The following is a 19,029-nucleotide window of genomic DNA, read 5'->3' as shown; positions in this document are numbered from 1 at the left end:
CTGCTTCTCTATTTATTTTACAAAACGGCTGTACCGTTTTTCCAATTTCTCCTGCAGAAAAGAGATGATAGAGCATAACGGCCAGTAAATGAGTGCAGCCAGCACATACATGGTCATCGTGTCGAAGGTCCTGCCGCCCGCGATCTGCGCTTTCTGAAACAGTTCCGGCACCGTGATGACCGCGGCGAGCGAGGTTGCTTTGACAAGATCCAGAAAAATATTTGTCAGTGGCGGGATCGCTATCCGGAATGTCTGCGGAAGAATGATCCGCCGGAGCGTCTGCCAGTAGCTGAATCCCAATGCATGGGCAGACTCCCATTGCCCCCGGGGTACACTATTCAATGCAGAGCGGTTCACTTCCGCAATATAGGCGGCGCTATTCAATCCAAATCCAAGAACAGCAGCGGCGTAGGCGGTGAGTTCAACCCCCGCTACCGGTAAACCAAAATATAAAATAAATAAAAACACTAAAATCGGCGTCCCTCTCATAAACGAGATATACACCCTCGCCGGCCAGCGCAACAGCTTTTTTTCAGAACTACGGGCCAGGGCAAGCAACAAACCCAGCACAAGACCGAAAGCCATTCCGGCAAACGACACCGCTATAGTCATCGGTACACCGCCCAAAACGAAAGGCAGATTCTCTAACGCTAATTCCACATCGAACAAGCCGCCAAAAGAAAATCCATTCAAATCAACCATGATTGGTTACAGGTCCAGTCCTTCGAGTTCCTGGATTTCACCCTCCGGTTTTTGTGAAGCATCTTCTTTATAAAATTTTTCCGCCAGCTCGGTCAATGTACCATCTTCCCGCATTTCAGCAAGTGCTTCATTGATTTTCCCGGTCAGTACATCCGCATTCTTCGGCATTACCACCGCCTGTTCAGTCGGATGGAACTTCAGTTCTGGATGCAGGTGGATGTCAAACTCCGGAAAAGCGGCGACTCCGAATTTGGATAGAAAGTAGTCATTGACGATCACATCGGTACGCCCATTGTCCACATCCCGTAAATAGGCTTCATTGGGAGCATTTCCATAGGTGACCACTTCTGCACCGTAATGTTCGGCGATTTGACTGTAGATGGTCGTAGCACCTCCGCCAGCTTTCTTGCCTTCCAGATCCTCCAGCGACTCGATCCCCGAATTGTCCTCTTTTCTTACGACCATTGTTGAATAGGAATACTTATAGGGTTCGCTGAAATTGAATTTCTCCTTGCGGTTATCTGTCGCTTCGATATCGTTGACAGCTACATCTATACGGCCGCTGTTCACTGCCGGCAGCATGCTGTCGATACCCATGATTTCAAAAGACACATCAAGACCAAGCCGGTCGGCAACCTCCCGCATCACTTCCACGTCATAGCCAGTAAGCTGGTCGGCATTTTCTTCCTCGCCTTCGTAATAAGAAGCAGCAACAAGGGTGCCGGAAGTGCCTGCGACAATCTCCCCTGCTTCCTGGATTTCCTTCCATTTGCTCGATCCTGATTCTTCAGCTGCATCTTGCGAGTTCTCTGCTTCCTCCCCGCAGGCTGCCAATAAAACCGTAAGGGTGACAACGGCAAACCATACTAATAACTTTTTCATTTCATCCCGCCTTTCTTTTTGTTATATATATCTATATACAAAAAGATAACAGCATAATCCTGTTAAATCAATATTTTTATAGACTGTATTCATTTAAAATTATCGCTGTTATATTTTAACTGTTTGAAGCTTCCCGTGCCGGGGTGGAACGATTATCATTTTTCTAATCATAAAAACCGGGCGAATTCAGTTAACATTTAGAATTCGCCCGGTTTTCGCTTGTTGGACATGTTTTTATCCCGGCCACCATCGTTCTCGTATTAAGGACGTTTTTCCGACCGGAATTTTTCATATAATGCATTTATTTCTCCACCTGCAATGATGATCATACCGGAAAGATAAAACCAAATCATCATCACGATGACCGTTCCCAGACTTCCATAGACAGCGGAATAACTGCCCATGTTGTCTACGTAATAAGAAAAGGCAAGGGAAACCAACTGCCAGCCCAGAGTCGCAAATGCCGCTCCCACTGCTGCATCCTTGAAAAACACTTTCCGATTCGGCGCCATCTTGTATAAGGCGAGCAGCACAATGAAAAACACAACAAAGGAAATCACCCAGCGCAATGCATTCCACAGCTGCAAAAAATCAGCTGACAGGCCGAAGAAAGAAAACAAATACACACCGATTGCTTTCCCGAAAATCGGGAGCAGAAACGCCACCGCAATCACCGATACCATCGCCACTGTCAGCACTACTGCAATCAACCTGGAAACGATAAACGAACGATTTTCTTCCACATTATAAGCAGCGTTCAAAGAACGGATGATAGCGTTGATACCATTGGATGCCGTCCACAATGTGGCCAGAATCGTAATCGATAGCAAACGGCCATTTCGACTTTCCGCGATGCCGCTAAGGTTTTCGTTTATCAGGTTGAACGTTTCTTCCGGTGCATACAGCGAAACAAAACGCATGATATCAAGCTGCGTCAATGGGAGGTAGCCAATCAACGTAATCAAAAACAGCAAAAACGGAAACAAGGACAATAGAAAAAAGAAGGCAAGCTGTGCTGCCATGCCCGCTACATCGTCGTCCAATATCCTTTTGATAAGCTGAATGACAAACTGAATCAACTCACGCACTGCCTTTTCTCCTTTTTCAAAGCCGGTTATTTGTACTGATTGTCATCATCAAGCTGGCTGACATTTTCCAAAGTGCTTTGCACCTGGTTCATTATCTCCAGCGCACTTTCCGCCCCGCTTGACAGTGTACCAGTTACATTCTCATAACATTCACGGACATTGTGAACAGCGACAGACGGGTTCCGCAAATAATAACTTGCACTACTGCCGGTTTTTTTCAAGTTTCCGACAAATTGCGTTCTCGTCGAACGGTCACACAAAGAAATCAACCCTCCGACAGCTGCACCGATAATCATCCCTTTTACTAATTTTGAATCACTCATCCAATCCACTCCTTGTCTTTAAATGATGGTCCAGTTTGATTTGATCCAAGAGCTTGTTACAGCCCTGGTAAATCAATTCATACACATAATCGAAATTCCCCGTGAAATACGGATCCGGTATATTGACTTCTTCGGCATCCTCGACGTAATCCATCAGTCTGGCTACCTTGGTTCCTTCTGTTTTCTCTCTGATAAAGCCAAGGTCGTTCATGTTGTTTTCATCCATCGCCACAATATACTGATAGTCGTCCCAATCTGCGGGCCTTACCTGCCTGGCAGTGATGCCCTGATAAGAAATGGCACGTTCGTCCAGAATCGCCCTGGTCCCTTCGTGTGGAGGTTTGCCGGTGTGCCAGTTGCCTATTCCAGCAGAATCTGCGGCAATTTCTTTTTCCAGTCCTTCTTTCTGGACCAAGTCACGAAAAATCGCCTCGGCCATAGGCGATCGGCATATATTGCCCAGGCATACAAACAAAACGTTGATCACTTGTTGTCCTCACCCGCTTTCAAAAAATCTGGTTGTCCTATTATAAATGTAACGTTTCTTATTCCGTTTTTCACGGAAAACACTCTAAACACAGTCCGTTTTCACTTCTGATGGAAGAGCTTTTGTTATTTCTTCTACTTATCCGATTAGTTTTCCTTCTCTTGGAAGATTTATTATGACTGCGCGCCCATCCAGCAAGCTGGTAATTTTTGTCCTTGACATTTTACCTAAATTTTCGGAAAATTTTAATAGTACGTACTACAAAGGGGGAAAAATATGGGGGAAGAAAGTAAGTTATTGGACATGATCAACACGATCAGCGGTTACGTCTGGGGACCGCCACTTTTGATTTTACTGGTCGGAACAGGAATTTACTTAACGCTCCGGCTTGGCTTTTTGCAAATACGTTCTTTGCCGTATGCCTTGAAATTGGCGTTCAGCCCGGCTAAGCAGGACAAAAAGTCAAAAGGGGACATCAGCCATTATCAGGCACTGACGACTGCTATGGCAGCCACCATCGGAACAGGTAACATAGCCGGTGTGGCGACTGCCGTGGTGATGGGCGGTCCGGGAGCCGTGTTCTGGATGTGGATTACAGCGGTATTCGGTATGGCCACGAAGTATGCAGAAGCAATCCTGGCTGTGAAGTACCGCGTCACCGACAGTAATGGTCAAATGTCCGGCGGTCCTATGTACTATTTAGAAAAAGGATTGAAAGCAAAGTGGCTCGGTGTCTTATTCGCGCTTTTCGGAGCGATTGCAGCTTTCGGAATCGGCAACATGGTCCAGGCAAACTCGGTAGCTGACGTTCTGGAAACCTCGTTCAGCGTTCCGACCTGGATTACCGGCGTGATTTTGACTGTACTCGTCTTCCTCGTAATCATCGGCGGAATTAAAAGTATCGGAAAAGTCACCTCTTTCTTTGTCCCGATCATGGCCGCTTTTTATGTCCTTGGTGGATTGATCATCATCATCTTGAACATCGACCTCGTTCCTTCTGCTTTAGGCACCATTTTTTCAGATGCCTTTACAGGAAGTGCCTTGGGCGGCGGTATTCTTGGAACCGTCATCCGCTACGGGGTGGCACGCGGTGTGTTTTCCAATGAAGCAGGCCTGGGTTCGGCTCCGATAGCTGCTGCCGCAGCGCGGACAGACTATCCCGGCAGACAGGCCCTCGTTTCCATGACCCAAGTATTCATCGACACCATCCTCGTCTGTTCCATCACCGGATTGACGATTGTCATGGCCGGACAGTACACAGGCGGATTGGACGGAGCCGATTTAACCTCTGAATCATTTGGCGTCTTTCTCGGAAATACTGGTACTTATATTGTGGCAATCGGTATTATCTTTTTTGCGTTTTCAACGCTTGTCGGCTGGTCTTACTATGGGGAAAAGTGTATTGGCTACTTGATCAACGACAAAGCGATCCCTGTTTACAGGATGATATTTGTTCTCGCTGTATTCGTCGGCTCTATCGCCGCTCTCGATGTGGTATGGGGAATTGCCGACATCATGAACGGGCTTATGGCATTCCCGAACCTGATAGGACTGCTCGGTCTTTCCGGAGTGGTAGCAGCCGAAACCAAGCGTTTTCTCAAAGTCGCCAGGGAAGAAAAAAATCAGCAGGATCAGCAAAATACGTATGGAGCATAAGAAAATCCCGCCTTTTTGGCGGGATTTTTAATATGGATAAAGAGGACAATCCAAGCTTATTCTGTGACCAGCATGCTTTCAAATTCCTCAGCTGGAACCGGCCTGCTAAAGTAATAGCCCTGATAATAATCACATTTCTGGTGTTTCAGGAATTCGAGGGCTGCACGTTCCTCCACTCCTTCAGCGACAACTTTGACTCCGAAGGTATGGGCAAGCTGGATCATCGCTTTGACGATCTCCGCGTTGCTCGGTTCATGGAAAGCATCACGGATAAACGATTGATCGATTTTCAAGTGATTGATCGGGAATTTCCGCAAATAACCAAAGGATGAATAGCCGGTGCCGAAGTCATCGATTGATAGTGTAATTCCCATTTCACGCAATTCATTCATGGTTTCTATACATTCTTCGGTATTTTGCATGACACTGTTTTCGGTTATTTCCAGTTCAAGACACTGTGGCGGCACGCCGGTTTCCTCGAGAATATTGCGGACTTTCGCCGTGAAATCTTTACGCTGGATTTCAAGCGCTGACACATTGATTGCCACTCGCTGCATCTTAAAGCCCGCTTCCTTCCACTGCTTTTGTTGACGACAGGCTTCTTTGATGACCCATTCTCCCAGCTGGATGATCAACCCTGTTTCTTCCGCGAGGGCGATGAAGTGCTGCGGCGATATAAAACCGCGTTCCGGATGGAACCATCTTGTCAACGCCTCCATACCGATGATTTCACCGCTTTCGACGTCGATTTTCGGTTGATAATACAGCGTCAGTTCTTCTTTGGTAAGCGCACGACGCAATTCCCCTTCCAGCAAAATAAGATCGTTGTATGTTTTATTCATTTCTTTGGAATAGACCAATTTTCCATTGCGGCCATTCACCTTGCAGTAATGCATGGCTATACCTGCATGATTGATCAGCTGTTCGGAAGTTTTTCCATGGGTGCCGAACCTGCTGATACCGATGGAACACGTGATGAAAAATTCTTTACCTGCTATGATCAGCGGTTTGTTAATCTGTTTAAGGATGACATTGCCTATCTGTTCCATCGCTTCATCGGTGCAATCATCCTGCAGAACAAAAATAAACTCATCGCCGCCATAGCGATATAGGTTGCCCTGTCCCCAGGTCACATCCTCGATCCTTTTGGCAATCGTGGAAATCACCTGATCTCCGGCAAACTGTCCCATCGCATCATTTATGTATTTGAGCCTGTCCAAATCACAGTAAAAAACAACAAATGGTCCATTGTCCTGGGCAATCCACGCATCTAGATCCTCTGCCAATTTACTGCGGTTCGGCAGACCAGTCAGCTGGTCGTGATAGGCTAAATGGCGTACTTGCTGCTCTGCTTCTTCCAGGGAAGTAATGTCGACAGCAGAACCTACCACTTCGACTACCTGTCCGTTTTCCCGAATGGGTGCCAGCGTGAAGTACAAATACAATTCGTTGAATTCCATTTTAAAATTTATTTCTTCGCCAAGAAAGGCGGCTTGGTATTTTTCTTTGAATCGTTCAGCCTGCTCAATCTGGAGAAAATCCTCCAGAAATATGCCTTCTCCCAGTTCAGTCGGTAAACCAAGCGTTTTGGCAAGTCTGCCCTTGATCATGGTATGAAAGAACCTGCCGTCTTCCTCCCGCCTCTGTACTTTATAAATCATATTGATCAATGCGTCGAATGTTCGTTCAAACTCATCCTCCATCGTTTTGATCAACCGATGCTCCATCTCTTTTTCTCTTGATATGTCTTTACGGAAAGTGATGAATGAACCTGGACTTCCCTCGCGATCCAACAAGGGGATGATGGTTGTCTGCATCCAAATAATACCGCCGTTTTTGTGACGGTTTTTCACCTCGCCACGCCATACTTTCCCTTCCAGGATTGTCAGCCATAGCTCGCGGAAAAAAGAATCAGGGTGGTACCCGGAATTAATGACCCGGTGCGTTTTGCCGAGAACCTCTTCGGCAGCAAATCCGGTCATCTTGCGAAAGTTGTCATCGACATAAGTGATTTCACCCAGGTTATTCGTGATGGTAACCGTAGTATCCGACTGCTCCATCGCATGTTTAAATTGATGAAGCTGCTCGAAATGGCCCCGGGCAAAGTTTTTCAATTCGACCATCAACCGCATGGATTCTTCGCGGTCTTCCGCAGCATCCAACCTATTGAATAAATCCTCGAGTTTGCGCTGATTAAAGCTGGGATCTAATTTTAGTAGTGTCATTTTAGTCACCTTTAGATTTAATGTCGATGTATGGCATATTACCCCTTAAGTATAAAGGAAAAGAAAGCGATTGTATATCACGAAAAAAGAGAAAACACGAACAAACCCGAAATCAATAGAAACCCGTCGAAAACCAGCTGCAGCATGATCAGCAGCACGCTTGCGGACGGAGGCGGGGACTGCTGCGGGAACGACGGACGGACGGGGACTGGGACGGACGGGTACGACGGACGGCCGGGGACTGACCCCCAACAAAGTAATGCGGTAGCGAAGTAAAGAGAGAGGGAGCGGATGGGCTTTGAACGCCCCGTTTGTTGAGCAGAACCTGATAGACTCTCCCTTTTTCATGATGAAAGCCATCAGCCTTCAGGCCAATGGCTTAATGCAAGTTTCACCTTCATTTTTGGGCGAATTCACGAATGTACTGACGTCATATGCCTGCAATGGCTCTGACGGTAGTTCCTCAATGAAACTGGTCACCTCTTCAGGATTACGCTTTACCGGAGCTATCCAGTCTTTTTCTGCTTCTTTAGGGAGGATGACCGGCATACGATCATGGATGTCTTTCATAAAACTGTCTGCTTTTCTTGTCAAAATGGTACACGTGAATAACGGTTCTCCGCCTTCTCGCTCCCATTTGTCCCACAGACCGGCGAAGGCAAACAAAGGACGCTTCGAGGATGAAATACGTTTCGGCTGCTTTTGACCGTCGGCATGTTTCCATTCATAAAAGCTGTCTGCAACAATTAAACACCGCTTGCGTGCCAATAAATTTTTAAAACTCGGTTTCTCATGTGCAGATTCGCTCCGTGCGTTGATCATTTTATAACCGATTTTCGGGTCTCTGGCCCATGAGGGGACCAACCCCCAACGCAAAAAACCTGCACTGCGGTTTTCCCCATTATGGATGATGGCCAAAACCCCTTGGCCGGGTGCAATGTTAAAGCGACTTTGATGACCTTCCAGCGGCTGATCCAAATCATATTCCTTTAAAATTTCCACTTCGCTGGCCTGCAATGTAAAACGACCACACATCCCGATTCTCCTTTCTGTTTAAAGACAGTTTCCACTTAGGGACAGCCTGCTTAGGGACAGTCCCCAAACCGCCAATATCCCACTCTTCAGCCAACGGCGGGGACTGACCCCAAAATACTGCGAAGAAAGGCTCCTTTTCGGTGTTAAATCCTGGTATGACAGTGTTTTATCGGCTGTTCGTCACCCCGGGGGACTGACCCCTTCCTTCTTGAAATGCCCGGCAAAACCCGGCCAGAGCGTGTTTGGGGACTGACCCCGCTTGTTGTCCCCGCTTGTTATATTCCGAAGCGTTTGTTGATTTTTCCGGAGTATTTTCTGAATCCGCTGTTTTTGTTCATGTTTTTCTTTTCCATCAGCATGCGAAGCTGTATTTCTTTTTCGGAAAGCTGTTTGCGATAGCCTTCTTTTTGCTCTGGATCCTTGGCCAGATCCATCATTTCCTGCAGCGATACCAATTCTTTCTGCAGGCGGACTTCGTCAGGAAGGTAACCGGAATTTTTCATCATAAGGTAGCTCGTGCGCATATCTTCCGGGATTGCCGACAAATCTTCCAGTTCTTGCTTTTTGCCCTTCCCGGGAAGGTCATCCAATTCTCCATCATGGATTGCTTGTTGGATTTTTTCCTCCGCCATACGACTCGCAAAATCCATTGCCATCCCTCCTCCTTTTTTGACGTTCCACTATATACCAATTATAACAGTGGCACTGCCTGAAGGCATGTAGCAAAATTTACAAGTAACAAACACGTTCTTTATTTTATATAATAGCACCTAGTTGAACATTAATTTAACCTTTTTACTTTTTCGTTGTTTTTTTAGATGTTACAATGTCCCGTGAAAAAATTAAGCTGGTGCTCACACAGCTTATAGGAAGCGTCAAAAACAATGGTTGCAGACGTTTCACGCTTAGAAAAAACGGGAAAGGATGATAGGGATGCACGTAGGAAGCAAAGGTTGGTACGTAAAAGAATTGAAGAACTTGGGTGTCCGCCGCTTGGAAGGACGCAAACTCGAGCGATATAAAAAGCCAGTACTTGCAAACCTATTAGAAGAAAAGCAACAGTAGGCTTTTTGAAAATGCGCAAAAGGCGGGAATTCAACTTCCTGCCTTTTTTTATAAAATGCCCGCTTTGCTAAAAAGCATCCTTTATGACCTGTCATTTTAGACAACCCTCAAAAACCAACGAAGCAGAATGATAATCGACTGAGAAGAAATTATGAGAAACCAATAAATCCCATGACTTTTCACCCCCATAAACAAATCGGCCGGGGAGAAAAGCTATAATTGAAAATTGTCATCAATGGAGGAAATTATATATGTTTTCTAATGCTGAGATCGGAATTGATTTAGGAACTGCAAATATATTAGTGTACACGAAATCTAAAGGAATTGTTTTAAACGAGCCCTCTGTGGTCGCTATTGATATGGACTCAAAAAATGTAGTAGCCGTAGGCAGCGAGGCTAAAGAAATGGTCGGAAAAACACCGCAAAACATTGTACCGATCCGCCCGTTGAAAGACGGCGTTATCGCCGACTATGACGTCACAGCCCAGATGCTGAAGGAAATCCTGAAAAAAGTCAGCAAAGTCGCCGGGCTGTCGATGCGCAAGCCGACAGTGGTCGTTTGTACACCGTCTGGAAGTACTTCTGTAGAAAGAAGGGCGATTCACAATGCGGTAAAAAGCTATGGCGCCAAGGAAGTGCATCTTATCGAGGAACCGGTGGCGGCTGCCATAGGCTCTGACCTTCCTGTGGACGAGCCTGTCGCCAATGTCATCGTCGATATCGGCGGAGGTACTAGTGAAGTCGGCATCATCTCGTTCGGAGGTGTCGTTTCATGCCGTTCTGTACGCACCGGCGGAGACAAAATGGACGATGAAATCATCCAGTATATCCGCAAGCATTACAACATCTTGATTGGAGAAAGAACAGCCGAAAACGTCAAAATGGAAATCGGTTTTGCCTTGATCGATCATGACGAATTATCCATGGATATCCGCGGCCGCGACATGGTTACCGGTCTGCCGCGTACCATTACCATCACTTCTACGGAAGTGCAAGACGCCATCAGGGAATCCTTGGAGGCAATTCTGGAAACCATCCGGACAACGTTGGAAAACTGCCCTCCTGAGTTGAGCGGGGACATCGTCGACCATGGTGTCACGCTGACAGGCGGCGGTGCACTGCTGAAAGGCATGCAAAAATGGCTGGCTAATGAAATCTCGGTACCTGTCCATATTGCTCCGAACCCGCTTGAATCAGTGGCGATCGGCACTGGCCGAGCACTGAAAATGATCAATAAATTACAAAAGGCAGCAAAATGACGCTGCCTTCACACCCACTTTGAGTGACACTCAATCTGCTCTTTTTCACACTTGATATCACCCATTCATATAGTGAAGGAAAAGGAGTGGATTGCTTTGTTCACTGTTGTCTCTTTTTACCGTGTAAAGAAGCATCGTACAAACCAATTTATTGCCCTTAATAAGCAGGTTGGAATGATAAATATGTCCCACGGCGCTATAGAACATGAAATATATATCCTTGCAAGCACCGATGCGGCAGCAGGCTTATCCACCTACTTACAAGTTGGAGAAGATGAAGACCTTTTGTTCGGACAAATCGTTTTTCGCAATCAGTCTCACTATGAAGAGGTTTCCTGTAAACTAAAGGAAGACGGACAAATCCATTCGCTCACCCGTGAATTAGCCGAGCTGATCGATATGTCGCAAATCGTGACAGCTTCCTTTTCATCTGACTAATAAAGCCGTCGCCTTCCGATAATCATAAGATTAACCGCCTGTAATCGTGGGTATAGGTGTACTATTGGAGAGAGCCTCCTGACAACCGTCCGGTTAAACAACTACATACGTTGGACAAGCCAGAACAGACACTTTGGATTGAGAGGTTGCGATATGAAAACAGCAGAACTACTTTCATCACTTAAAATCAAACAAATATACGGAACACTGCCCGCAGAAGTGACTGCTATCCATAACGATTCCAGGCGTGCAGAACTGGACAGCATATTCATCTGCACACGAGGTTTCACCGTCGACAGTCATGATTTTTTCCAGCAAGCAATCGATAACGGGGCTTCGGTCATCATCGCCGAAAAAAAACTGGATGTCGACTTGGACAAGGCTGCGCTTGTCGTTGTCAATGACACTTATAAAGCTACTGCTATTCTTGCCAATCATTTTTACGATTTTCCTTCTACAAAAATGAAGCTATTCGGCGTGACCGGAACAAATGGTAAAACGACGGTAACGAACTTGATCCATTCCCTATTGCAAAAAAACGGGAAAAAATCGGCTGTTTCCGGAACAATCGGTGTGGAATTGTCCGACGAGAAAATCACAAGTGCCAACACGACCTGCGATGCGCTGACCAATCAAAAAATCATTCAGCATGCGCTGGACCAGGGTATCGACCATATGGCCATGGAAGTCTCCTCTCATGGTTTAAGCCAGGGCAGACTTTGGGGTGTCGATTTCGACATTGTCGTATTCACCAATTTAACCCACGATCATTTGGATTATCATGACACGATGGAACAGTATGGCTATGCCAAGGGACTTTTATTTTCCCAATTGGGGCAAGACATGACCAAAACCAAATATGCGGTGCTTAATCGAGATGATGCATGGTTCGATACGTACAGGGCAGCCACTGCCGCAGAAATCATTTCCTACAGCCTGCGATCACCCGCAGATTTTCAGGCAGAGAATATCCGGTATTATCCGGATAAAACGGTCTTCACCTTACAATCCCCTGAAGGTTCTTTTACAGTTTCGATGAATCTGCTCGGTGAGTTCAATGTCTACAATGTTCTCGCTGCAACGGCCTCTTTGTATGCACATGGTGTATCGGTGGAACAGCTTGTCCAATTTATCGGGGAACTGCCGCCGGTTGACGGGCGGATGGATAAGGTTGATATCGATGCTCCCATATCCATGTATATCGACTATGCCCATACACCAGATGCAATTGATAAGGCAATTGACTCAGTGGAACCTTTTAAAAAGAATCGACTGATTTTCATGGTCGGCACGGGCGGTGACCGGGATGAATATAAACGGCCCGCCATGGCTGAAAAAGCCTCCCGTGCGGATTATGTCATTTTGACGATTAATGACCCGCGCTTCGAAGAGGAAGATACGATTTTGCGGGACATGGAAAAAGGGATGAAACATGCTAATTACGCGTTGATCGCCGATCGCAAGGAAGCGATCAGCCATGCAATCGAAAAAAGCGAACCAGGAGACATCCTTATTTTTGCCGGGAAGGGGCAAGAAGATTACCAAATCATCGAGGACACCAAGCATCCGCACAGCGACCGGGAAATCGTAGAGGAACAATCCCTGCTTAAATATGGCAGCCTGGAATAGCGCGTATTAATAGCTTTCATTCACTTATCATGTATAAAAGGACAGCCTATCTGATCAGGTGATTTAATCAGAGGCTGTCCTTTAACTGTTTTAAGCGATCGATATCTTGATAAGCTTTTGTTTCCAAGCGACGTGCATATAAAATCGCTGCCGGATGGTAAATGGGAAAAACACGATAGGTTTCTTTAGTCAGCCGGTAATTTGTTTGATCGAGGCCCGCCAGCTGCATAATCGGGATTTCAAACAAACGACCGGTAACTTCCTGCATGCTTACATCCCGGCCGGTCAACCTCCATACAGCAGTCTTACCCATCGGTATCAATAGTTTTGGGTTCACCTGCCGGATTTCTTCATCGAGGATCGGCGCATGAGCGAGTATTTCTTTTTTGTTCGGGGTGCGGTTGTAATTTTTAGTGACAGGCTTTCCTTTCACTATTTTTTCAACAATTTTGTAGGGTCTGCTTCGTACAGCGCTCGTAATGAACACTTCTTCTCTGGTGACTCCCAGCCTTTCCAAATAGCCGGAAAAAATCTTCCCTGCCTGTCCGGTGAACGGCCTGCCGATTTCCAGTTCTGTTTTTCCCGGCGCTTCCCCGACAAACATCAAATCGGCCTCTACTGGCCCGCGCCCCCGCACAAAGCCTTCACAAGCAAAAGGACGCATCCGTTCCTTCGCCAACTCAATCAATTCCTCCGAAAGCATCCAGTTCCCTCCTAACTGCGGGGTCAGTCCCCCACTCTATTAGCATTGCGTCTTGGTAAGTGGCGGGGGACTGACCCCGCGATTTTTAATCGAGGTTTTCGAGTACCTTTTTCAGGTTTTCTGCTTCTTCTTTGGTCAAGGTGATACCTTTCCCCATTTTTTCATGATCCGGATCCCAGTCGCGTATGTCATATTTCGGCTCCCTGCCATTCCAACTGACCAGGTTCAATTCCTTTTTCCATCCTTTCGGTGATTCGGATATGACTCCGATTGTTTCGATAATTTCATAGTCCAATGCTGCCATTATGGACGCCTCCTTTTCTTCTATCTTCCATGCAGCGACTCTGCTATACTCGAACTAACTACTATAATATCATTCCCTGGAGGGTTTCTTGATGAACCAAAGCTTTGAACTCACACCTCAACAGAAAGAGGATATGACTGCTGCCATTAAAACCTACTTTTCCAAAGAAAGAAACGAGGATTTAGGGGATCTTGCAGCATCGCTCATCCTGGATTTTTTTATGGAAGAACTTGCGCCGAAGTTTTATAATATCGGAGTGGAAGATTCCCACGCCTTCCTGTCTGCTAAGCTGGAGGATATCTTCGAAATACAAAAATAATCGGCCACTGTTACATCCATCAACGATTCTCCACACAGTAAATCGCAATGGTCTTATTCCACTTGGTGATATTTTTTATGTATTCCATGCCGATTCTCCTGGCAACCTTGATTGATGGATGGTTGTCAGGATCAATCAAAGATATCAATTTCTCACATTTCAAATGATCGAATCCGAATTCTTTACAAGCCATGGCAGCTTCCGTCGCATAGCCCTTTCCCCAATGCTTCCTGACGAACAAATAACCGATTTCCATCTGTACTGCTCCGTCGACCTTTTGCGGAACCAATCCGCACATCCCTAAAAATTCTTTAGTAGCCAAGTCCTCGACGACCCATAGACCGACGTCGAATTTCCGGTAATTATCAAGCGTCCAATTGATCCAAAAGTTTGCTTCTTCGTCATTCTTCATACTTGGATAATAGCGCATGGCTACGGGATCAGAAAAAATTTTCATGATGTCGGCATGATCTTCCCACTTCATCAAACGCAATCGCAAACGCCCGGTTTCCATTACTACAGCCATTCGGTCTCCCCCTATTCTTCCATCGTTGTCCCACTTTCATCCTTTCCCTCCAGCATACACAATAGCAACCGAACATGCACCCAAACAAAAAGCACCCCTCTTTCAACGCGCAAAAAGAAGTGCTTGCATATCTACTATTCAGTGAACCCCGGATTGCTTGTTATCTGTTCCATCTAAGTAAAAGTCGATATCCTCCACTTGAAAAAGATCAGCCTCATCCGCTACCAAGTCTGTCTCGTCCTCCAGACCCGCTTCCTTTGCCTCACCACTTGTCAAAATACCTTTATCCTGCAACAGGGAAAGCAGCTTTTCATTTGCTCGCTTCAGCTTGATGACTGTATCGGCCAAATCCTCTTTTTCCTGCTTTCCATAAAACTTCTTCAGCTCTTTGGTTTTGTCTTTTTCAACCAAAGTGGCTCTCCATTTAACAAAGTCGCCGTGATCGGAGTAAATGATTTTCCCAAAACGCATCGGTCTCACATAATCGGCGATCATTACATGGAAACCATCTCCGTTCTTAGCCGAACATTCTCTTATTTTATCGAGTTTCCGGTATTCTTTCCTGGTCAATTTAACATTTATCGTTAACATATACTGATCCGACTGCTCTTCTTCCCATTTATATGCCTGTAAGGGAATCCCATTGATTAACAGATGCAACGACATCCTCAGCGCTCCTTTCACTGTTCATCCAACTCTATACAACAAGTATAATACATTTGTCGCTGTTTGTCGGTATGAGCAGTCTATTCCTCAGGATAAATCGCTAAACATAAACAGAAAAAGCTGGTGGGTGATCTGGCTGTTGTTTATAACGTACTCTCAGCTTATCTGTCTGATAATCATTCCGCGGCATATCCCTCGGATCATTCGGATTCCGTGCCTTCAATTGGGTCAGATCCTGGTTGCACACCGGGCAAATCCAGCCGCCGATTTTGGTACTGCTGTATGAAGGCTGAGAGCAACGATTACATGTTTTTCGATACATGAAAAGAACCTCCTTCTGTGTCTATGAATATGCCATCAGGTAAGCTGCCATAACCAGAAACCATGCATCAGGCAGATAACCGAGTACACCACTGCCGCCGTACAGCCCAGTAGTCTTGCAGTAAGGGACTGCGGAAGCTTTTCGATAACACAAAAGCTGATAAGCATGGCGGACAGCAGCATTTTCACTAGCAAGAAAAAAAGCGGACCACTCTGGTAAAGTTCGTTCATCAACGGATTTGCTTCCGATATATAACCATGCTTGATTCCCAGGAAGGTGATCACGCCATCCAAAACATTTAGCAATGACAAGTAAAGGAAACACGCTTTCATTCCATCCCCCGTTTCTCCCTTGAAAAGCTCATCGCCCGGACCTTGGACAGACCCACAACAGAGCCTTATGTTCCTCTCTTTAAAAAAGGACGTTCTTTATGAAGAACGTCCTTTGTATAGAAAAAGGTCCTGATTATTGGGGGTAATGCAAGACCTTTTTCAACTAACTTATCTTTATGCCTTTCCTGCTGCGTCTGCTGTACAGATAAATAGCTGCCCCGATAAGAACCAACGCTGTACCAGCAAGCAATAGATTGAACATATGTGTGGCGGTATCCGGCAGATTATGTCCTTCACCAACTCCATCACTGTCCGTTTCACTTGAACCTGCTCCGGTATCTGGTGATCCACCTGCTGATGGATTTCCTTCTGCACTAACAAGGATGGAAAAATCACTGATCAGTCCCTGAAATTCATTGCCGAGCTCTTTTGGAAAATCCACGGTGAATGTCAATTCTTCTTCATCATTCACAGACAGCGGTCTTTTTTCTAAATCGGTAAACCCGGCAAGGCTTCCGCTGTATAAAGACTCTTCTCCATCTTTAACTTCGAGCATCAAAACTTTGTACAGTTTTTCCGATCCCGATTCGAACTGGGCTGAAAGGTAGTAGTCCATATCCCGGGATCCCATGTTTTGGATGGTGTAGGTCCTCGTTGCCCAGTCACCTGGTTTCATGTCGTCCACATCGAACAAGATGTCTTTTGGCAACGTTTCAATATCGATTTCATTACTACTTGCGAATGATTTGTGATATCCGACTGTGGAAAAAATCATGATAAAAACCACTAGACCGCAAGCAGTCGTAAAAAGAAGCTGGGCTTTGTTTTTCATCCATCTCACCCTCTATCTTCATCAATTATGATTCGGTAGTCTCTTCCTGTTTTGCAACAGCTGCTTTTTTGCTTTTGGCATCAAGCTGGGAAATGGTCTGCCAAATAGTGAATCCGGCATAGCCGAGCAGGAGAATTCCCGGCAATATCAGAAGCAATGCACTTCCCTCTTTAGACTGGGCAAAGCTTATAAAATAGCCGACATAAGGAACCGTGAATCCGCTGTATTCTCCGACTACATTTTGCGACAAAACCGGTTCTCTATCTGCAGCGTCGTTGTTATCCCCTTTTGTTTCATAAAGAACATTGTCGCCGCTGGTCGTTACGTCGACGATTCTATGAGTGATCAGCAGCTCTTCCTCTGTCTGAAATGTAATGACATCACCTTTTTCAAAACGTGTCATATCGCCGCCCGGTTTTACCGCAATGACTGATCCCGTCTTGATGCCTGGCTCCATCGATCCTGAAAGTACCGTTTTCAACTGATAGCCCATTACTTGCGGTTCACCGCCAGACGCTTTCGAGGAAATCACGACAAATACCATAAACAAGAGTGTCGCAAATAATGTGAACGTTACGAGACGGCTCAGCCACCTCATGATCAGCTTCATACTTTTCTTCATTCCTTGTCACCCTCGCTCTTTTCTTTGGTTTGCGATGCTTCCTTTTCTTTCCCTTTTTCCTGTTGATTTTCCGATGTTTCTGTTTGGGTGTCGGCAGCATTCACCTGTTTTCCCTCCGACTGTTCTTCTTGCTTTTGTTCCGATTCTACCTGTTTCTCTTCGGCCGCTTTGTCAGATTCCTGCTTTTTATCCGCTGCTTCTTCTTCCTCTTTTTCGGTTTCCTGGTCACTGTCTATTTCTTCCGTTACCTTATCTTCTGATCCAGCTTTTTCTTCTGCCGGCTGTTCCTCTACCTCTTCTTCCTTGTCGGCTTCTGCCTTTTTCGCTTTCTTGCATTCTATCGTAATCGTTTCGCTCCAAAGTTCCCCTTTGCCTGGATGTCCTTCGACCTGATAAGCTTTGAATTTATAGTTTCCTGGTTCTTCAGCTAAAAATGTCAGTTCGACCTTTTCACCATTTTTCAATTTCTTTACCGTGCCTTCATCTGATGCCAGTTCCAGTTTTTCTCCTTTTTTCGGATTGCCCTTGGCTGCATAATACACTTCATAAGTAGAGGTGACCTTCATATCTTCTCCGCCGTTTTTCAGTTTGACTTTGATTTTTTCCGGACCACACGCTTTCACTTTTTGATCTTTTTCGCCAAGGAAAGCCAGTGAACTCTTATCCCACTCATCCGTCTCCCACTCGCCAATCGGGATAGTCGTCATCGCTTCGGCGGTGTCGTGAAAGTACGCTCCGGTCGGAGAAGTGAGCAGCGCAGCACTGTACACGGCGGCATACCACATTGCCAGGATTTGCAGGGCTATCACAGCTTTTTTGTATTTTCTTTTATATTTTGCTAAACGCGTGCTTCGCATGGGGAACCTCCCTGATTTTTATTCTTTCTTATCAATATACAAAGTTGATTGCCTATTCATGAGAAAGAATAAGGATGGAAAGGTGAGGGCTGCTCACCTTTCCTGTAAACCGACTTATCTTCTTTCGCCAGCTTCTTGATGGGCTTCGAACGTCCACTCAAGCTCTAGAGAGTCTCCTTGGAACTCGTTTTGATCTTCGCCGTTATCCACAAACTCAAATTGCACGTAAAGTGTATCGGAGTCGCCAGCCTGCAATCCATCATTTTCTTCCAACCATGGAATGAAGATATGATTTTCCACGGCATCTGGAGACATCGATTTCAATTCGCTCAATGTAGTTTCATAGATAATATCATCGGAAATTAAATCGTTTGGCGGAATAGTAGCCTTGTCGTCGTTCCATAGGAAGTTAACTCTGATATGTTCGCCGAAGTCTTCGGTGTTGTTACCTTCTGCATCACCTACAGAATAGTCAGTACTTAACAGAACTTCCGCAATATCCAAAGATCCTGTGTTTTGCAGCTCAAAGGATCTAGTCATCCAGTCACCTGGTTTCAAGTTATCGACATCGATGATAGTAGTCGGCTCTGCATTCAAATCCAATGTACCTGCAGCAAAGGTGCTGTTTGTTTCGGCAGTATCACTGAAATATGCATATGTACCTCCCCCGATCAAAGATAATCCAAGCGCGGCCGACATAACTCCCATACCCAATTTCTTTTTAACGCTCATTCTTTCTCCTCCTCTTTCTTTCCTT

24 protein-coding genes are annotated in these 19,029 nt (G+C 45.8%); 6 read left to right on the top strand and 18 right to left on the bottom strand.

Features of this window, described 5'->3' with window-relative positions; genetic code table 11:
* Positions 1-12 precede the first annotated feature (12 nt).
* From F6X55_RS14910 to F6X55_RS14890, 5 genes are all read right to left on the bottom strand, one after another.
* Positions 13-702 (bottom strand): amino acid ABC transporter permease, encoded by a 690-nt coding sequence (locus F6X55_RS14910; protein ID WP_035426523.1) that lies wholly within the window; start codon positions 700-702, stop codon positions 13-15.
* Positions 703-708: 6 nt separating this feature from the next.
* Complete coding sequence (locus F6X55_RS14905; RefSeq protein ID WP_026569328.1) at positions 709-1,584, bottom strand: transporter substrate-binding domain-containing protein; 876 nt, start codon at positions 1,582-1,584, stop codon at positions 709-711.
* A 260-nt stretch (positions 1,585-1,844) separates the two neighbouring features.
* Entirely contained in the window at positions 1,845-2,672 is an 828-nt protein-coding gene (locus F6X55_RS14900; protein WP_026569327.1) for a YihY/virulence factor BrkB family protein, read from the bottom strand.
* 26 nt (positions 2,673-2,698) lie between these two features.
* A complete protein-coding gene (locus F6X55_RS14895) occupies positions 2,699-2,995 on the bottom strand; it encodes a hypothetical protein (RefSeq protein WP_026569326.1) in 297 nt (98 codons plus the stop codon).
* Complete coding sequence (locus F6X55_RS14890) at positions 2,988-3,482, bottom strand: low molecular weight protein-tyrosine-phosphatase (RefSeq protein ID WP_026569325.1); 495 nt, start codon at positions 3,480-3,482, stop codon at positions 2,988-2,990. The genes F6X55_RS14895 and F6X55_RS14890 overlap by 8 nt, the downstream gene beginning before the upstream one ends.
* A 276-nt stretch (positions 3,483-3,758) precedes the next feature.
* On the opposite strand from F6X55_RS14890, the gene F6X55_RS14885 reads away from it, so the two are divergent.
* Positions 3,759-5,138: an alanine/glycine:cation symporter family protein gene (locus F6X55_RS14885; RefSeq protein WP_026569324.1), complete on the top strand. Its 1,380-nt coding sequence runs from the start codon at positions 3,759-3,761 to the stop codon at positions 5,136-5,138.
* Positions 5,139-5,194: 56 nt separating this feature from the next.
* Here F6X55_RS14885 and F6X55_RS14880 read toward each other — a convergent pair whose 3' ends face one another.
* From F6X55_RS14880 to F6X55_RS14870, 3 genes are all read right to left on the bottom strand, one after another.
* Positions 5,195-7,363: an EAL domain-containing protein gene (locus tag F6X55_RS14880; protein WP_153464496.1), complete on the bottom strand. Its 2,169-nt coding sequence runs from the start codon at positions 7,361-7,363 to the stop codon at positions 5,195-5,197.
* 366 nt (positions 7,364-7,729) lie between these two features.
* A complete protein-coding gene (locus tag F6X55_RS14875; RefSeq protein WP_026770761.1) occupies positions 7,730-8,398 on the bottom strand; it encodes an SOS response-associated peptidase in 669 nt (222 codons plus the stop codon).
* A gap of 275 nt (positions 8,399-8,673) precedes the next feature.
* Entirely contained in the window at positions 8,674-9,048 is a 375-nt protein-coding gene (locus F6X55_RS14870; protein ID WP_161993097.1) for a DnaJ family domain-containing protein, read from the bottom strand.
* 283 nt (positions 9,049-9,331) lie between these two features.
* On the opposite strand from F6X55_RS14870, the gene F6X55_RS14865 reads away from it, so the two are divergent.
* The 4 genes from F6X55_RS14865 (at position 9,332) to F6X55_RS14850 (ending at position 12,789) form a co-directional block, all read left to right on the top strand.
* Positions 9,332-9,463, top strand: a complete 132-nt coding sequence (locus F6X55_RS14865; RefSeq protein ID WP_081704439.1) for a YflJ family protein — start codon at positions 9,332-9,334, stop codon at positions 9,461-9,463.
* 251 nt (positions 9,464-9,714) lie between these two features.
* The gene (gene mreBH / locus F6X55_RS14860) at positions 9,715-10,722 is read left to right on the top strand and encodes a rod-share determining protein MreBH (protein ID WP_026770762.1); all 1,008 of its coding nucleotides are present in this window, start codon (positions 9,715-9,717) and stop codon (positions 10,720-10,722) included.
* A gap of 96 nt (positions 10,723-10,818) precedes the next feature.
* Positions 10,819-11,160, top strand: a complete 342-nt coding sequence (locus F6X55_RS14855; protein ID WP_161993096.1) for a DUF1428 family protein — start codon at positions 10,819-10,821, stop codon at positions 11,158-11,160.
* Between the two features lie 153 nt (positions 11,161-11,313).
* On the top strand, positions 11,314-12,789 hold the full coding sequence (locus tag F6X55_RS14850) for a UDP-N-acetylmuramoyl-L-alanyl-D-glutamate--2,6-diaminopimelate ligase (protein ID WP_153464490.1): 1,476 nt from the start codon (positions 11,314-11,316) through the stop codon (positions 12,787-12,789).
* 67 nt (positions 12,790-12,856) lie between these two features.
* Here the strand turns inward: F6X55_RS14850 and F6X55_RS14845 are convergent, their stop codons facing one another.
* Together F6X55_RS14845 and F6X55_RS14840 are read right to left on the bottom strand one after the other, a co-directional pair.
* Positions 12,857-13,492, bottom strand: a complete 636-nt coding sequence (locus tag F6X55_RS14845; protein ID WP_026569318.1) for a uracil-DNA glycosylase — start codon at positions 13,490-13,492, stop codon at positions 12,857-12,859.
* Positions 13,493-13,577: 85 nt separating this feature from the next.
* On the bottom strand, positions 13,578-13,796 hold the full coding sequence (locus F6X55_RS14840) for a YdbC family protein (RefSeq protein WP_153464488.1): 219 nt from the start codon (positions 13,794-13,796) through the stop codon (positions 13,578-13,580).
* Between the two features lie 91 nt (positions 13,797-13,887).
* Between F6X55_RS14840 and F6X55_RS14835 the strand changes: the two genes are divergently transcribed.
* Positions 13,888-14,115: a DUF2164 domain-containing protein gene (locus tag F6X55_RS14835; protein ID WP_026569316.1), complete on the top strand. Its 228-nt coding sequence runs from the start codon at positions 13,888-13,890 to the stop codon at positions 14,113-14,115.
* 19 nt (positions 14,116-14,134) lie between these two features.
* Here F6X55_RS14835 and F6X55_RS14830 read toward each other — a convergent pair whose 3' ends face one another.
* From F6X55_RS14830 to F6X55_RS14795, 8 genes are all read right to left on the bottom strand, one after another.
* Positions 14,135-14,641: a GNAT family N-acetyltransferase gene (locus F6X55_RS14830; protein WP_035426522.1), complete on the bottom strand. Its 507-nt coding sequence runs from the start codon at positions 14,639-14,641 to the stop codon at positions 14,135-14,137.
* Between the two features lie 138 nt (positions 14,642-14,779).
* Positions 14,780-15,307, bottom strand: coding sequence for a hypothetical protein (locus F6X55_RS14825; RefSeq protein ID WP_153464486.1), 528 nt, complete (start codon positions 15,305-15,307; stop codon positions 14,780-14,782).
* A gap of 100 nt (positions 15,308-15,407) precedes the next feature.
* Positions 15,408-15,629, bottom strand: coding sequence for a hypothetical protein (locus F6X55_RS14820; protein ID WP_153464484.1), 222 nt, complete (start codon positions 15,627-15,629; stop codon positions 15,408-15,410).
* 35 nt (positions 15,630-15,664) lie between these two features.
* A complete protein-coding gene (locus tag F6X55_RS14815; RefSeq protein WP_153464482.1) occupies positions 15,665-15,961 on the bottom strand; it encodes a DUF5658 family protein in 297 nt (98 codons plus the stop codon).
* Positions 15,962-16,124: 163 nt separating this feature from the next.
* Positions 16,125-16,793 (bottom strand): TasA family protein, encoded by a 669-nt coding sequence (locus F6X55_RS14810; RefSeq protein ID WP_153464480.1) that lies wholly within the window; start codon positions 16,791-16,793, stop codon positions 16,125-16,127.
* A gap of 25 nt (positions 16,794-16,818) precedes the next feature.
* Entirely contained in the window at positions 16,819-17,415 is a 597-nt protein-coding gene (gene sipW, locus F6X55_RS14805) for a signal peptidase I SipW (protein WP_026569312.1), read from the bottom strand.
* Positions 17,412-18,272 (bottom strand): amyloid fiber anchoring/assembly protein TapA, encoded by an 861-nt coding sequence (tapA, locus tag F6X55_RS14800; RefSeq protein WP_153464478.1) that lies wholly within the window; start codon positions 18,270-18,272, stop codon positions 17,412-17,414. The genes sipW and tapA overlap by 4 nt, the downstream gene beginning before the upstream one ends.
* A 114-nt stretch (positions 18,273-18,386) precedes the next feature.
* Positions 18,387-19,004, bottom strand: a complete 618-nt coding sequence (locus tag F6X55_RS14795; protein ID WP_153464476.1) for a CalY family protein — start codon at positions 19,002-19,004, stop codon at positions 18,387-18,389.
* Between the last annotated feature and the right edge of the window lie 25 nt (positions 19,005-19,029).

It is taken from the genome of Sediminibacillus terrae (assembly GCF_009602435.1).
Classification (GTDB): domain Bacteria; phylum Bacillota; class Bacilli; order Bacillales; family Amphibacillaceae; genus Sediminibacillus; species Sediminibacillus terrae.
Note: the sequence above shows the minus strand (reverse complement) of the source record. Positions and strands in the feature narration are given on the sequence as shown.

Bases quoted from the DNA above. Each gene is read 5' to 3' on its own strand.
- F6X55_RS14825 (WP_153464486.1), bottom strand. From the start codon at position 15,307: ATGTCGTTGCATCTGTTAATCAATGGGATTCCCTTACAGGCATATAAA.
- F6X55_RS14885 (WP_026569324.1), top strand. From the start codon at position 3,759: ATGGGGGAAGAAAGTAAGTTATTGGACATGATCAACACGATCAGCGGT.
- tapA (WP_153464478.1), bottom strand. From the start codon at position 18,272: ATGCGAAGCACGCGTTTAGCAAAATATAAAAGAAAATACAAAAAAGCT.
- F6X55_RS14865 (WP_081704439.1), top strand. From the start codon at position 9,332: ATGCACGTAGGAAGCAAAGGTTGGTACGTAAAAGAATTGAAGAACTTG.
- mreBH (WP_026770762.1), top strand. From the start codon at position 9,715: ATGTTTTCTAATGCTGAGATCGGAATTGATTTAGGAACTGCAAATATA.
- F6X55_RS14870 (WP_161993097.1), bottom strand. From the start codon at position 9,048: ATGGATTTTGCGAGTCGTATGGCGGAGGAAAAAATCCAACAAGCAATC.
- F6X55_RS14880 (WP_153464496.1), bottom strand. From the start codon at position 7,363: ATGACACTACTAAAATTAGATCCCAGCTTTAATCAGCGCAAACTCGAG.
- F6X55_RS14835 (WP_026569316.1), top strand. From the start codon at position 13,888: ATGAACCAAAGCTTTGAACTCACACCTCAACAGAAAGAGGATATGACT.
- F6X55_RS14895 (WP_026569326.1), bottom strand. From the start codon at position 2,995: ATGAGTGATTCAAAATTAGTAAAAGGGATGATTATCGGTGCAGCTGTC.
- F6X55_RS14810 (WP_153464480.1), bottom strand. From the start codon at position 16,793: ATGAAAAACAAAGCCCAGCTTCTTTTTACGACTGCTTGCGGTCTAGTG.
- F6X55_RS14840 (WP_153464488.1), bottom strand. From the start codon at position 13,796: ATGGCAGCATTGGACTATGAAATTATCGAAACAATCGGAGTCATATCC.
- F6X55_RS14910 (WP_035426523.1), bottom strand. From the start codon at position 702: ATGGTTGATTTGAATGGATTTTCTTTTGGCGGCTTGTTCGATGTGGAA.
- F6X55_RS14850 (WP_153464490.1), top strand. From the start codon at position 11,314: ATGAAAACAGCAGAACTACTTTCATCACTTAAAATCAAACAAATATAC.
- F6X55_RS14820 (WP_153464484.1), bottom strand. From the start codon at position 15,629: ATGTATCGAAAAACATGTAATCGTTGCTCTCAGCCTTCATACAGCAGT.
- F6X55_RS14815 (WP_153464482.1), bottom strand. From the start codon at position 15,961: ATGAAAGCGTGTTTCCTTTACTTGTCATTGCTAAATGTTTTGGATGGC.
- sipW (WP_026569312.1), bottom strand. From the start codon at position 17,415: ATGAAGAAAAGTATGAAGCTGATCATGAGGTGGCTGAGCCGTCTCGTA.
- F6X55_RS14875 (WP_026770761.1), bottom strand. From the start codon at position 8,398: ATGTGTGGTCGTTTTACATTGCAGGCCAGCGAAGTGGAAATTTTAAAG.
- F6X55_RS14795 (WP_153464476.1), bottom strand. From the start codon at position 19,004: ATGAGCGTTAAAAAGAAATTGGGTATGGGAGTTATGTCGGCCGCGCTT.
- F6X55_RS14905 (WP_026569328.1), bottom strand. From the start codon at position 1,584: ATGAAAAAGTTATTAGTATGGTTTGCCGTTGTCACCCTTACGGTTTTA.
- F6X55_RS14830 (WP_035426522.1), bottom strand. From the start codon at position 14,641: ATGGCTGTAGTAATGGAAACCGGGCGTTTGCGATTGCGTTTGATGAAG.
- F6X55_RS14845 (WP_026569318.1), bottom strand. From the start codon at position 13,492: ATGCTTTCGGAGGAATTGATTGAGTTGGCGAAGGAACGGATGCGTCCT.